The sequence below is a fragment of the Streptomyces sp. NPDC041940 genome (assembly GCF_055589465.1).
The window spans coordinates 370,467-383,932 of sequence record NZ_JBVJBP010000001.1 but is presented as its reverse complement, the minus strand read 5'-3'; the positions used below and the strand labels follow the sequence as shown (position 1 = coordinate 383,932).

Sequence of the window (13,466 nt, the reverse complement as noted above, 5' to 3'; positions counted from 1 at the left end):
GGCCCCGCTGCACCCCGGCGCCTGGTGGCTCTGGTCCCTCTCCCTCGGCACCGCGGCCACCCGCACCACCAACCCCCTGCTCCTCTGCCTCCTCATCGCGGTCTCCGCCTACGTCGTGGCGACCTGCCGCCCCCCGACCCCCTGGTCCCGTTCCTACGGCGCCTTCGTCAAGCTCGCTCTCGCCGTCCTGGTCATCCGGCTGCTCTTCGCGATCGTCCTCGGCTCCCCCATCCCCGGCACGCACACCCTCGTCACCCTCCCCGAGGTGCCCCTCCCCGACTGGGCCCAGGGCATCCGCCTCGGCGGCGAGGTCACGGCCGAGGCCCTCACCTTCGCGCTGTACGACGGTCTGAGACTGGCCGCCCTGCTCGTCTGCGTCGGCGCAGCGAACGCCCTCGCCAATCCCTCCCGCCTCCTCAAGTCCCTCCCGGGCGCCCTGTACGAGATGGGCGTCGCGGTCGTCGTCGCCCTCACCTTCGCGCCGAACCTCATCGCGGACGTCCAGCGCCTGCGCGCCGCCCGCCGGCTGCGCGGCCGCCCGGACAAGGGCCTCCGGGGCCTGCTGCAGGTGGGCCTCCCGGTCCTGGAGGGCGCGTTGGAGCGGTCGGTCTCCCTGGCCGCCGCGATGGACGCGCGTGGCTACGGCCGTACCGCCCAGGTCCCGGCCGCGGTCCGCCGTACCACCGCCGCCCTCACCCTCGGCGGCCTGCTCGGCGTCTGCGCCGGAACGTACGGTCTGCTCACCGCCGAAGGCGCCACCTACGGGATGCCCGTCCTGCTCGTCGGCCTCGCCGCCGCCCTCGCGGGTCTCCGGCTCGGCGGCCGGAGGTCGCTGCGCACCCGGTACCGCCCGGACCGCTGGGACGTGCGCGCCCTGCTGGTCGTGGCCTCCGGCGTGGCGGTCGCCGCACTCCTCATGCTCGCCTCGGTCCGTGACCCCGCCGCCCTGCACCCCGGCGTGGTGCCGCTCGTGGCCCCCACGCTCCCCGTCTGGCCCGCGGCGGCGATCCTCCTCGGTCTGCTGCCCGCGTTCGTCGCCCCCGAGCCCAAGGAACCGTCGTGATCCGCTTCGAAGATGTCTCCGTGACCTACGACGGCGCCTCCGAACCCACCGTCCAGGGCATCGACTTCGAGGTCCCGGAAGGCGAACTGGTCCTCCTCGCCGGCCCGTCCGGCGTCGGCAAGTCCACCGTCCTGGGCGCGGTCAGCGGGCTCGTGCCGCACTTCACCGGAGGCACCCTGCGAGGCAGGGTCACGGTGGCCGGACGCGACACCCGCACCCACAAGCCGCGCGAACTCGCCGACGTCGTCGGCACGGTGGGCCAGGACCCGCTCGCCCACTTCGTCACCGACACCGTCGAGGACGAACTCGCCTACGGCATGGAGTCACTGGGCCTCGCCCCGGACGTGATGCGCCGCCGCGTAGAGGAAACACTCGACCTCCTCGGCCTCGCCGACCTGCGGGGCCGCCCCATCGCCACCCTCTCCGGCGGCCAGCAGCAGCGCGTCGCCATCGGCTCGGTCCTCACCCCGCACCCCAGCGTCCTCGTCCTCGACGAACCGACCTCCGCACTCGACCCGGCCGCCGCCGAAGAGGTCCTGGCGGTCCTCCAGCGCCTCGTCCACGACCTCGGCACCACGGTCCTCATGGCCGAACACCGCCTGGAACGCGTCATCCAGTACGCCGACCAGGTCGCCCTGCTCCCGGCCGCGGGCGCGTCCCCGATCGTCGGTCCCCCGGCCGAGGTGATGGCGGTGTCCCCGGTGTATCCGCCGGTGGTGGCGCTGGGCCGCCTGGCGGGCTGGACCCCCTTGCCCCTGACGGTCCGTGACGCCCGCCGCAAGGCAGGAGATCTAAAGCAACAGCTGGAATACGCCCCTCAGGGGCGCGGGGAACTGCGCGACCAGCCACAAACCACCCGCACCCGCAAACAATCCACAGCCGAAGTCCAAGCCCTCTCCGTAACCCGCGCCCGCATCCAAGCCCTGAACAACGTCACCCTCACCATCACCCCCGGCGAAACCATCGCCCTCATGGGCCGCAACGGCGCCGGAAAATCCACCCTCCTCAACTCCCTCGTCGGCCTGGTCACCCCCACCTCCGGAACCGTCAAACTCGGCGAAGCCACCCCCCACCGCACACCCCCCAAGGACCTCGTCCGCAAGGTCGGCCTCGTCCCCCAGGAACCCCGCGACCTGCTCTACGCCGACACCGTCGCCGCCGAGTGCGCGGCAGCCGACCAGGACGCGCAAGCAGAACCCGGCACCTGCCGCGCCCTGGTCACCGAACTGCTCCCGAGCGTCACCGACGACACCCACCCCCGGGACCTCTCGGAGGGCCAGCGCCTCGCCCTCGCCCTGTCCGTCGTACTGACCGCCCGCCCCCCGCTGCTCCTGCTGGACGAGCCCACCCGCGGCCTGGACTACGCGGCGAAGGCCCGCCTGGTCGGCGTACTGCGCAAGCTCGCGGAGGAGAGGCACGCCATCGTGCTGGCCACGCACGACGTGGAACTGGCCGCCGAGATCGCCCACCGCGTGGTGCTTCTGGCCGAGGGCGAGGTGATCGCCGACGGCCCGACCGCGGAGGTCGTCGTCTCCTCGCCGTCCTTCGCCCCGCAGGTCACCAAGATCCTGGCCCCGCAGCACTGGCTCACGGTCTCCGAGGTACGCGCGGCCCTCCAGCCCGGGACGGACGCGTGAACGCCCAGCGCCAGGCCCGGGCCGTCCGCCTCGGCCCCCGCTCCCTCACCGCCCTCCTCCTGGTCAGTGCCGTCGGGGTGGCCGCGTTCGGCTGGCCCTTCCTCGCCCCGCCCACCTCGCAGCTCAGCGCGCACGCGCAGGACGCGCCCTGGCTCTTCGCGGGTCTGCTGGTGCTGCTCGTGGCGGTGGTGGCCGCGGCGATCTCGGAGTCCGGTCTCGGCCCGAAGGCGGTCGCGATGCTCGGCGTGCTGGCCGCCACGGGGGCCGCCCTGCGGCCGATCGGCGCCGGTACCGCCGGGATCGAGCCGATGTTCTTCCTGATGGTGCTGAGCGGCCGGGTCCTCGGCCCGGGCTTCGGATTCGTCCTCGGCTCGGTGACGATGTTCGCGTCCGCGCTGCTCACGGGCGGGGTGGGCCCGTGGCTGCCGTTCCAGATGCTGGCGATGGGCTGGTTCGCGATGGGCGCGGGCCTGCTGCCGGGCCCGGACCGCCTCCGCGGCCGCGGCGAGCTGGTGATGCTCGCCGGTTACGGCTTCCTCGCCGCCTTCGCCTACGGCACGGTGATGAACATGGCGGGCTGGCCCTTCATGAGCGCGCTCGCCTCGAACGTGGCCTTCGACCCGCAGGCGGCGGTCCCCGCCAACCTGGCTCGTTTCCTCGCGTACTGCCTGGCCACCTCGCTCGGCTGGGACCTCGGCCGGGCGGTCGTCACCGTCGTCCTGACACTGACCCTCGGCCCGGCGGTGCTCAGGGCGCTGCGCCGCGCCACGCGCCGGGCGGCGTTCGAGACGCCGGTCACCTTCGACACCCCGCCGACCGTGAGGCGCCCCACGTGACTCAGGTCACATACGAAGCGAGGTCGTAGGGCCCACCCCCGGTCACGGGCCGGACCGCCACCCCGCATGCGGTCACACCTAGTAAAAGGGGGCATTGCGGGCAGCAGCGAAGACTGTTTCTGTGGGCGACTGCCCCGCCCACGACGAAAGGTCAACGCGTGCCCGCCGCATCCGTCCTCCGCCGTGCCGCCACCCCGAAGAACGCTCTCGCCGGTACCGCCCTGGCCGCGGCCACCTGCGGCACCCTGATCGCCGCCGCGCCCGCCCACGGCGCGACGACCGGGCCCTCCTCGGCCAAGGCGGTCGCGAAGAAGATGATCGGCGACGACGCCCAGTACCAGTGCTTCTCCGAGATCGTCGAGCAGGAGAGCGACTGGGACGTGAACGCCCGGAACTCCTCCAGCGGCGCCTACGGCCTGGTCCAGGCTCTGCCGGGCAGCAAGATGGCCTCGGCCGGCTCCGACTGGAAGACCAACGCGGCCACCCAGATCGAGTGGGGCCTGGACTACATGAAGGACCGCTACGGCAGCGCCTGCGGCGCCTGGGACCACTGGCAGTCCCACGGCTCGTACTGAGCCGGCCCCGCCCCCCCCAAGACCGAAGGCGGCGGCCCCCTGATCCCCGGGGCCGTCGCCTTCGCCCACTCAGTCGCCCGCACTCAGCCGCCCGTGCTCACCCGGAGTTCCTTCACCCCGTTGATCCACGCCGACCGCAGCCGACGCGGGTCGTCGACCAGCCGCAGCCCCGGCATGGCGTCGGCGATGGCGTTGAAGATGAGGTCGATCTCCATTACGGCGAGGGACTTGCCCAGGCAGAAGTGCGGGCCGCCCCCGCCGAAACCGAGGTGCGGGTTGGGATCGCGGGTGACGTCGAAGTCGTCCGGCTCGTCGAAGACCTCGGGATCGTGGTTGGCGGAGGCGTAGAACAACCCCACCCGGTCCCCCTTGCGGATGCGCTTGCCGCCCAGCTCGGTGTCCTGCGTGGCGGTGCGCTGGAAGGCGGCGACCGGGGTCGCCCAGCGCACGATCTCCTCCGCCGTCGTCGACGGCCGGTCCCTCTTGTACAGCTCCCACTGTTCGGGGTGGGTGAGGAAGGCGTGCATGCCGTGGGTGATGGCGTTGCGGGTGGTCTCGTTGCCCGCGACGGCCAGCATCAGCACGAAGAAGCCGAACTCGTCCGAGTTGAGGTTGCCCTCGTTCTCCGCCGCGACCAGCTGCGTGACGATGTCGTGGGCGGGGCACTGCTTGCGGTCGGCGGCCATGTTCATCGCGTAGGCGATGATCTCCGTGGCCGACTCGGCGCCGACCTCCTCGGTGATGGCGTACTCGGGATCGTCGTACGCGATCATCTTGTTGGACCAGTCGAAGATCTTGTCCCGGTCCTCCTGCGGGACGCCCATCAGCTCCGCTATCGCCTGGAGGGGCAGTTCGCAGGCGACCTGGGTGACGAAGTCGAACGGCCCGGAGTGTGTGCGGGCGTTCGCGACGATCGCCAGGGCCCGGGCCCGCAGCCGCTCCTCCAGGGCACGGATCGCCCGGGGCGTGAAGCCGCGCTGCACGATCTGCCGGACCCGGGTGTGCTCCGGCGGGTCCATGTTGAGCAGGATGAACCGCTGGGCGTCGATGGAGTCCCGGTCGATGTGCTCGTTGAAGCGGATGATCGCCGTGTTGAGGTACGACGAGAACAACTCCGGGTGCGTGGAGACGTACTTGACGTCGACGTGCCGGGTGACGGCCCAGTACCCCTCGTCCTGGAAGCCGGCGACATTGGCCGGCTGGGGCACCCAGCAGACCGGTTCGACCCGGCGCAGCTCGGCGAACTCCGGCAGGGGCACACGTTGATGCAGCAGGTCCGGGTCGGTGAAGTCGAACCCCTCGGGCAGCGCGGGACAGGGCATGGGCGGCTCCCACCACTCGTACCGACTCTTGTTCTGACGGCCCATCAGCTGTGCGGAGTTGCGGTGACGGTAGTAACGGGTTCTACAACTAGCAAGAGGCGTGAACCCCCCAATTACCCGCACGACCCTTGCGGTCACGGAGTGACCATCAGCACACTGCTGACAGAACTAGAACGCGTACTAGTTCCGCGTAGCCTCCCGGAGAGGACCCGCACCCATGGCTGCCGAACCCGTGATCGTCGAAGCCGTACGCACTCCGATCGGCAAGCGCGGCGGCGCGCTCGCCCATCTGCACCCCTCCTATCTGCTGGGCGAGACCTACCGCGAACTCCTCGGCCGCACCGGCATCCCCGCCGACTGCGTCGAACAGATCGTCGGCGGTACGGTCACCCACGCCGGGGAGCAGTCCATGAACCCCGCGCGCACGGCCTGGCTCACGATGGGGCTGCCGTACGAGACGGCCGCGACGACCGTCGATGCCCAGTGCGGGTCGTCGCAGCAGGCCTCTCACATGCTGGCCAACATGGTCGCCACCGGCGTGATCGACGTCGGCATCTCGTGCGGGGTGGAGTCGATGTCCCGGGTGCCGCTGGGGTCGGGCTCGAAGCACGGGCCCGGCAAGCCGTTCCCCGACGAGTGGAACGTCGACCTCCCGAACCAGTTCGAGGCGGCCGAGCGGATCGCCCGCCACCGTGGTCTGACCAGGGAGAACGTCGACGCGCTGGGGCTCGCCTCGCAGGAACGCGCCGCCCACGCCTGGGCGGAGGAACGCTTCAAACGAGAGACCTTCGCGGTCCAGGTCCCGACGACGGAGGAGGAGCAGCACGCCGGGCAGGGCATGTGGCGCCTGGTCGACAAGGACGAGGGCCTGCGCGACACGTCGCCGGAGGCGCTGGCCTCCCTGAAGCCGATCATGCCGACTGCCGTGCACACGGCCGGCAACTCCTCGCAGATCTCCGACGGGGCGGCGGCGATCATGTGGGCGTCGAAACGGATGGCTCGCGCCCTGAAGCTGAGGCCCCGGGCCCGGATCGTGGCCCAGGCGCTGGTGGGAGCCGACCCCCACTTCCACCTGGACGGACCGATCGACGCGACGAACGCCGTGCTGGGCAAGGCCGGGATGTCCCTGAAGGACATCGACCTGGTCGAGATCAACGAGGCGTTCGCGTCGGTGGTGCTGAGCTGGGCGCAGGTCTTCGAGCAGGACCTGTCGAAGGTGAACGTCAACGGCGGCGCGATCGCACTCGGGCACCCGGTGGGAGCCACCGGGGCCCGGCTCATCACGACGGCGCTTCATGAACTGGAACGCACGGACAAGGAGTTCGCGCTGATCACCATGTGTGCGGGGGGCGGTTTGGCCACCGGCACGATCATTCAGCGGTTGTAGTCGTCCAGTTGATGAAGGTGCTGAACGTGGCGGGGTCGAGGGTGAGGATCGGTCCCGCCGGGGTCTTGGAGTCGCGTATGGCGATGGTGGTGGGCGCTTCGGCGATCTCGAGGCACTGGCCTCCCTGGTCGCCGCTGTACGTCGACTTACGCCACTGAATCTCCATAGCGTTCCTCCATTGCGCGCCGGATGAGCTCCGCCGAGTCATTGAGGGAAAGCGCGGCAGCCCGGAGGTGATCGTAACGGAGCGAACACTCCCTGACCGTGTCCGGGTTGGCGGTCGGATGCCCGCTGCCGTACCCCTCCGTGTAGACGATGGTGGGGTCGCTCGAAAAGCGGTAGATATCGAACGAGCCTTGCAGCCCCGCGTGCGCACCCGCCGAGAACGGCAACACCTGGATGTTGATACGAGGGTTGCTCTCGAAGGACAACAGGTGGGCGAGTTGCTCCCGCATGACCTCTGGGCCACCGATCTCCAGGTACAGCGCGGCCTCGCTGAGGACGGCCCAGAAGACGGGCGGCTCCGCCTTCTCAAAGACGCGCTGACGAGCCAGCCGTACCGCCGTGCGGTCTTCGAGGTCGGTCTGGTCCAACGCCCCGAGGACGGCCCCCGCATACCCCTGGGTCTGGAGCAGGCCGAGGACCATGTGCGTCTGGAAGGAGCAGATCTCGGTGGCCCGCATCTCCAGCTCGGCCACCTGCTGGAACCAGGCCGGGAGCCGACTCCGCAGCACCAGTTCCACCAGCCGGGAGAACATCCCGCCCGTACCCAGCGCCGCATCCGCCCGTTCGCTGAACTCCGGCGTCGGAACCTTCCGCGCTGTCTCGATCTGTCCCACCATCGAGCCGGTGTAGTTGAGGATTCCCCCGAGTTGCTTCAGCGTCAGCCCCGCCGCCTCCCTGTGGCGTCGTAGCTCGAAGCCGTAGTAGTCCAAGGGCGAGGCACCCGGGTCGAGGGCGTTGATGTTGGTCACGCAGAGCCCCTCTCACGCAACTCCGTCCACCACGGGACGGGTTGTATTCGTTCCGTAGCCGAGGGTAGTCACCGCACGTCAACCTCGTCCCGTGAACGATTACTTTCCCGCCCAGTACACGCTCCGCCTCACCGTCGGTGAACACGCCGCCCCGTACATCCGCCGTATCGTCCGCTCCTTCCTCCACGAATGGCACATGCCCGAGCTGTCCGACGCCGTCGAACTCGGCGTGACCGAACTGCTCGCCAACGTCGTACGGCACGTCCCCGACCGGCGCTGCACGCTGCTGTTGCTGCGGCAGCCGCACGGCGTACGTGTGGAGGTCACGGACGGCAGCAGCCGACTGCCCGTCTCCCCGCCCCGGCCGGACCCGGACTCCGAGAACGGCCGTGGACTGCTCCTGCTCGACGCGATGGCCGACAAGTGGGGCGTGTCGCTGTGGAACAGCGGGGGCAAGACCGTGTGGTTCGAATGCGGGGCCGACGTCGTCACCCTAGAGTGACAGACCTTCAGGACACGATGGCGTGCCGCTCCGAGGGGGGGACATGGCACAGGGCGAAGCGCTGGTGATCGGCGTCAGTACGTTCCGGTCACCCGTGCCGGACGGCGAAGAGGTACCCCTGCGGTCACGAACGTGGGAACCCCTGCCATTCGTTCCAGAGGTGCTCGCACGGGTCCGTCGGGCTGTCGGAGGACTCGGATACCGGGTGATCCACCGCCTGGACCCGGTGCGGAGCGAGCTGAGGGACTTGCTGTGCGACTCCCGCGGGGACGAAGGGCAGCCCGCCCACCGCATCGTCCACGTGGTCTCCCACGGAAGCGCGGGCGGGAGACGCGCACGGCTCGACTTCGTGCCGGCCGACGGACGGCTGGGCCGGGACACGGACGTCACCGGGTGGGTCTCCGACAGTCATGCCGAGCGACGGCCCACTCTGTTCCTGATCGACCTGTGCGGGTCCGGCGTCGCCGCCCGGCTGCCGTCCTACGTGTACGAGGCCGGTGAGGAGAGTTTCGCCTGGGTCATCGCGGCCTCCGACGGTGAGGAGGACGCGTACGACGGGCAGTTCAGCATCGCGGTCGCCGAGGTTCTCGAAGATCTGAACCGCACCGGCCTGGGCACGGACCGCTCGCAGGAGTTCGTGACCTTCTCCCTGGTCGCCCGCCACATCGGAATGCGGCTGGAGGCCGTCCGTGGCCGGGTCCAGACCGTCCGGGCGACGCTGATGGACCCGAGCGCACCGGAGCCCGTCCTGCCGTTCTTCCCCAACCCCGCGTACACGACGTTCGCCGACGACCCCCAGCGCACCCGACGGTCCGCGCTCGACCCCCCGGTCCGGGACTTCCTGGAGGAGCTCGACCCGGTGGACGCACGGCACTTCACCGACAGACCGGGACGGCACTTCACCGGGCGTCACACACAACTGCGGGTGCTCGCTCCCTGGCTCGACGCTACGGACGGGTCACGTCTGTGTGTGGTCGTCGGCAGTCCTGGAGCGGGCAAGTCGGCCCTCCTCGGTGCGTTGATGTGCGCCGCGCACCCCCAACTGGCAGATCAGGCCCAGCACATTCGCGAACGCCTCCCCGGCGCATGCCGCCCCGCCGTGCATGAGGCCCTCGCCGCCGTGCAGGCCCGGCAGCGCGGTCTGGAGTCGCTTCTGGACGTCCTCGCACGGCAGTTGAGGCTGGTGGCTCCCACTCGCGGATGGACTCCGGAGGAGTTCCTCTTCGCCGTACGGGCACTGCCCGAGCCGCCCGTCATCGTGCTCGACGCACTGGACGAGGCCCTCGACCCCGTCGACGTCACGGACCGCTTGCTCCTGCCCCTCGCCTCCGAGCACCGTTCCGACGGCGGTGCCGCCTGTCGTCTGCTCATCGGGATGCGGCCCTGGGAGCAGTTCGACAGCCTGAAGTCGCTGGCCGCGTCGGAAGGTCTCCTGGTCGACCTCGACGAGACCGACCCCGCGGAACTCGAGGCAGACCTCGCCGCCTACCTTGATGACACCCTCACCGGTGTGGACGGATACCACAGTGGACGGGCACGCCCGGTGCGCGAGCGCCTGGCCGCGGCCACGGCGGCGACACTGGCCCGCACTCCGCAGCACGGTGAGCGGTGGGGCGAGTTCCTCGTCGCCTCCGTCTTCACCAGCTACCTCGCCTCGACGCCTGCAGTCACCGATGTGGGCGACGCCGCCTGCCTGGGTGCGGGAGCACCGGTGACGCTGCCCGACGTCTTCGAACTGGATCTGGCCTCGCGCGCCGCGCCCGGGGCCACGCGCGCGCTGCTGGCCGCCATCGCCCACGGCAAGGGTGGGGGCATGCCCGCCGAACTCGCCTTTCCTCTCGCGAGGGCCTTCTGCCCCGACGACCCGGCCGACGAGAGCGAGGACACCGACTTCTCCCGCGTTCTCCAGGAGGCCATGTTCTACCTGCGGACCCAGACCGACACCGATGGCACCACCCTGTACCGCCTCTTCCACCAGGGACTCACCGACCACGTCCGCGCGCACCCCCACCGCAGGCCCTCTTCCGGTCACCGCGAGGCGCACCGGTCCCGCGTCCCCGCCGCGGGCCACGTCCTCACGATCCTGCTCACGCCCCGTGCGGGAGCGTCGCACCTCGTCTGGGCCCATGCCGCTCCGTACCTCCTGCGTCACGCGATCGAGCACGCGAGGGACGCCGGGCAGGCCGACACCCTGATCACCGAACCGGATTTCCTCGTGCACGCGGATCCACGTTCGCTCGCACCCGCCCTCCTGGCCGCACGAACGGACAAGGCTTTCCTGGCGGCGGCGGTCTACAACGCGTCCTACCACCACCATCGCTCCGCACACTGGGGAGATCGCTGCCGTCTCCTGGCCCTCGACGCCGCTCGATACGGTGCTGCCGGGATGCAGACGAGCTTCACGCGGTCACTGCCGGCAACTGCCTGGCAACCGCGCTGGACGGCGGGCAGCACGCCCGACCCCGCCCTCGTCGACACACTCACAGGCCACTCGAACTGGGTGACCGGCGTGGCCTGTACGACCGTCGACGGACGGCCTGTCGCCGTCACCACGGGCAGTGACAAGTCGGTTCAGCTGTGGGACCTCGTCGACCGACGACCGATGTGTCCCCCTCTTGAGGGTCATAAGGCACAAGTGACGTCCGTGGGTTGTACGACCGTCTGGGGGCGGCCCGTCGCGGTCACCGGCAGCCAGGATCAGACGCTGCGCGTCTGGGATCTGAGTACCGGTCGGCCCGTCGGCGAACCTCTGACCGGCCACGGCGATGCGGTGCTGGCGGTGGCGTGCACAACTCACCAAGGCCGGCCTGCCGCTGTGTCATGCTCCGGGCGCACTCTGCGGGTCTGGGATCTCACCACCGGCCAGTGTGTGGCCATGATGCGGAGCGAGCACGCCAAACCGATGGCGGCCGTGGCGTGCACGAACGACCCGACGGGGCCCCAGTTCATGGTGACGCGCGGGAATGACGGGACAGCGCACGTCTGGTATGGATGCCGATACTTCATGGACGAGCTGAGAGGCACCACCGGTAGCGCGACCGCGATCGCCTGCACCGTCGTCGACGACGATCCGGTCGCAGTGGTCGGCAGCCGTGACGGGTCCGTGCGCATCTGGGATCTGTACAGCCGCTACCCCTTCGTGGATCTGGTCGAGGAAGGCAAGCCGGTGTCCAAGGTGGTCTGCACCACCCTGCGAGGCGAGCCCGTCGCGGTGGTCACCGACATCAGCGGAGCCGTCCGCCTGTGGAACCTGACCACCCGTCGGCCCATCGGGCAGCTCACCGGTGTCTCCTCCCTCGCCGTCGCGAGCACTTTGATCGACGACCTGCCCATCGTGGTCACGGGCAACACCGACGGGGTGGTGCACCTCTGGGATCCGACCCCCCGCAAACCCATCGGCGATCCGAAGGACGGGCATCGGCGCGGAGTGACGGCGATCTCGCTCACGGCCGTCGAAGGACGCCCTGTTGCCCTGACCGGAAGCAACGACCGTACGGTCCGCGTCTGGGATCTGGCCACGGGACAGCCCGTGGGCGAACCCCTCGACGCCCACGCGGACTGGGTGGACGGAGTGACGTGCACGATCCTCGACGGCCGCCCCGCCGCCGTCTCCGTGGGTTTCGACCGGACAGTGCGGGTCTGGGATCCGGCGACCGGCAGACCGGTCGGTGAACCGCTGACCGGGCACAATGGTGGCGTCAAGGCCGTCACGACGGCGGATCTTGAGGGCCGCCCCGTCGTGGTGACGGGCGGCGACGATCGAACGGTGCGGATCTGGGACCTCGCGAACGGCAGCCTCGTCGGTGAGCCGCTGACCGGGCACACCGCCGGTGTGCGGTCGGTCGCGTGCGCGGTCGTCGACGGCCGGTCCGTCGCGGTCAGCGGGAGCTACGACGGAACGGTGCGCATCTGGGACCTGCTGACAGGACGGCCGACCACAGAGCCTCTGGTCGGCCACAAGGGAAGCGTGCGGTCGGTCACGTGCGCGGTCGTCGAGGGCTGGCCCATCGCGGTCAGCGGGAGCTACGACGGAACGGTGCGCATCTGGGACCTGCTGACAGGACGGCCGACCGCAGAGCCCCTGGTCGGCCACGAGGGAAGCGTGCAGTCGGTCGTGTGCGCGGTCCTCGACGGCCGGCCGGTCGCGGTCACCGGGAGCTACGACCGGACCGTGCGGATCTGGGATCTCTCCAGCAGGCGGTGCGAAGTCCTCACCATGCCCCACCCGGTCTCGGCGGTGGCGCTGAGTGCGGACGGCGCCCTGGTGGTCGGGACAGGCAGCGGGGTGGTGGTGATGGAACGAAAGACAGGGAAGGCATGATGCGCGTCCTCGGCGTCCACGGAGTCGGCAACTACCGCCCAGGACAGTCACCGGAAGCGGCAAGCGCCGCGCTCGCGGGGATCTGGGCTGCGGCGCTCCGGGGAACCGCGCCGGTTCCCGCCGACTCCGACGACGTGGGTCATGAGGTCACCGTGGCGTACTACGCGGATGTGCTGCAGCGCCCGGGCCGCCAGGGGGAGGACGGCCTGGGCTCCCTCGACGCCTTCGAACGGGAACTCGTCGCCGCCTGGCTGGAAGAGTGCGGTCTGCCCGACGCCACCGCAGCGGGACGCGCGACCGCCCCACTGCGCCAGGCGGTCGCCTGGCTGGCCAGGACCCGCGGTCTGGGCCGCCCGGCCACCGAGTGGTTCGTCGCGCGGCTCTTCCGTGAAGTGGCGACGTACCTGCGGACCCCGGCACGCCATGACGCGCGTGCGCGGGTCGCGGAACTCGTGGTGACCCATCGGCCGAGGGTCTTGCTCGCACATTCGCTGGGATCCGTCGTCGCCTACGAAACCCTCTGGGAGAACCCGTTGCCGCGCGTCGAGTTGCTGGTCACACTCGGGTCCCCCCTTGCCCTGCCCCACGCGGTGTTCCCCCGCCTCCAGCCGCCCCCGGTCGACCAGCGGGGCCTACGCCCGCCCGGTGTGGCCCGCTGGGTGAACCTGGCCGACCCGGGGGACCTCGTGGCTCTCCCGCCCGGTGGCATCGAGCGCTCCTTCGAAGGAGTCGACGGGGAACAGCCCAGGACACAGCCGATCCACGCCTTCGACTTCCACAAGGTGGTCAATTACCTCGCCAGTCCGCAGCTGCGCACCTTGCTGAACCAGTACACCTGAGTCGCGACCG

General features: G+C 70.4%; 11 protein-coding genes. 8 read left to right on the top strand and 3 right to left on the bottom strand.

Going from position 1 to position 13,466, the window contains the following annotated elements; all coding sequences use genetic code 11:
- The first annotated feature begins 7 nt into the window (after positions 1-7).
- The 4 genes from ACZ6I3_RS01695 (at position 8) to ACZ6I3_RS01680 (ending at position 4,111) form a co-directional block, all read left to right on the top strand.
- Positions 8-1,063: an energy-coupling factor transporter transmembrane component T gene (locus ACZ6I3_RS01695; protein WP_469411660.1), complete on the top strand. Its 1,056-nt coding sequence runs from the start codon at positions 8-10 to the stop codon at positions 1,061-1,063.
- On the top strand, positions 1,060-2,700 hold the full coding sequence (locus ACZ6I3_RS01690) for an ABC transporter ATP-binding protein (RefSeq protein WP_469410856.1): 1,641 nt from the start codon (positions 1,060-1,062) through the stop codon (positions 2,698-2,700). The genes ACZ6I3_RS01695 and ACZ6I3_RS01690 overlap by 4 nt, the downstream gene beginning before the upstream one ends.
- Positions 2,697-3,536: an ECF transporter S component gene (locus tag ACZ6I3_RS01685; RefSeq protein WP_469410855.1), complete on the top strand. Its 840-nt coding sequence runs from the start codon at positions 2,697-2,699 to the stop codon at positions 3,534-3,536. Before ACZ6I3_RS01690 ends, ACZ6I3_RS01685 begins: the two co-directional genes overlap by 4 nt.
- A gap of 158 nt (positions 3,537-3,694) precedes the next feature.
- A complete protein-coding gene (locus tag ACZ6I3_RS01680) occupies positions 3,695-4,111 on the top strand; it encodes an aggregation-promoting factor C-terminal-like domain-containing protein (RefSeq protein WP_469410854.1) in 417 nt (138 codons plus the stop codon).
- An 83-nt stretch (positions 4,112-4,194) separates the two neighbouring features.
- On the opposite strand, the gene ACZ6I3_RS01675 is transcribed toward ACZ6I3_RS01680, so the two are convergent.
- Positions 4,195-5,433 (bottom strand): cytochrome P450, encoded by a 1,239-nt coding sequence (locus ACZ6I3_RS01675; RefSeq protein ID WP_469410853.1) that lies wholly within the window; start codon positions 5,431-5,433, stop codon positions 4,195-4,197.
- A gap of 217 nt (positions 5,434-5,650) precedes the next feature.
- Between ACZ6I3_RS01675 and ACZ6I3_RS01670 the strand changes: the two genes are divergently transcribed.
- Entirely contained in the window at positions 5,651-6,820 is a 1,170-nt protein-coding gene (locus tag ACZ6I3_RS01670; protein ID WP_469410852.1) for a steroid 3-ketoacyl-CoA thiolase, read from the top strand.
- Here ACZ6I3_RS01670 and ACZ6I3_RS01665 read toward each other — a convergent pair.
- Complete coding sequence (locus ACZ6I3_RS01665; RefSeq protein WP_469410851.1) at positions 6,804-6,986, bottom strand: DUF397 domain-containing protein; 183 nt, start codon at positions 6,984-6,986, stop codon at positions 6,804-6,806. The genes ACZ6I3_RS01670 and ACZ6I3_RS01665 overlap by 17 nt on opposite strands.
- On the bottom strand, positions 6,967-7,794 hold the full coding sequence (locus tag ACZ6I3_RS01660; protein WP_469410850.1) for a helix-turn-helix domain-containing protein: 828 nt from the start codon (positions 7,792-7,794) through the stop codon (positions 6,967-6,969). The genes ACZ6I3_RS01665 and ACZ6I3_RS01660 overlap by 20 nt, the downstream gene beginning before the upstream one ends.
- A 91-nt stretch (positions 7,795-7,885) precedes the next feature.
- Between ACZ6I3_RS01660 and ACZ6I3_RS01655 the strand changes: the two genes are divergently transcribed.
- The 3 genes from ACZ6I3_RS01655 to ACZ6I3_RS01645 all read left to right on the top strand — a co-directional run bounded on the left by ACZ6I3_RS01655 (position 7,886) and on the right by ACZ6I3_RS01645 (position 13,456).
- A complete protein-coding gene (locus ACZ6I3_RS01655) occupies positions 7,886-8,296 on the top strand; it encodes an ATP-binding protein (protein ID WP_469410849.1) in 411 nt (136 codons plus the stop codon).
- Positions 8,297-8,501: 205 nt separating this feature from the next.
- Positions 8,502-12,617, top strand: a complete 4,116-nt coding sequence (locus tag ACZ6I3_RS01650) for a hypothetical protein (RefSeq protein WP_469410848.1) — start codon at positions 8,502-8,504, stop codon at positions 12,615-12,617.
- Positions 12,614-13,456 (top strand): hypothetical protein, encoded by an 843-nt coding sequence (locus tag ACZ6I3_RS01645; RefSeq protein WP_469410847.1) that lies wholly within the window; start codon positions 12,614-12,616, stop codon positions 13,454-13,456. The genes ACZ6I3_RS01650 and ACZ6I3_RS01645 overlap by 4 nt, the downstream gene beginning before the upstream one ends.
- Positions 13,457-13,466 lie beyond the last annotated feature (10 nt).

Excerpts from the sequence above, each read along its gene's own strand:
- ACZ6I3_RS01665 (WP_469410851.1), bottom strand. The coding sequence starts at position 6,986 with ATGGAGATTCAGTGGCGTAAGTCGACGTACAGCGGCGACCAGGGAGGC.
- ACZ6I3_RS01670 (WP_469410852.1), top strand. The coding sequence starts at position 5,651 with ATGGCTGCCGAACCCGTGATCGTCGAAGCCGTACGCACTCCGATCGGC.
- ACZ6I3_RS01675 (WP_469410853.1), bottom strand. The coding sequence starts at position 5,433 with ATGCCCTGTCCCGCGCTGCCCGAGGGGTTCGACTTCACCGACCCGGAC.
- ACZ6I3_RS01645 (WP_469410847.1), top strand. The coding sequence starts at position 12,614 with ATGATGCGCGTCCTCGGCGTCCACGGAGTCGGCAACTACCGCCCAGGA.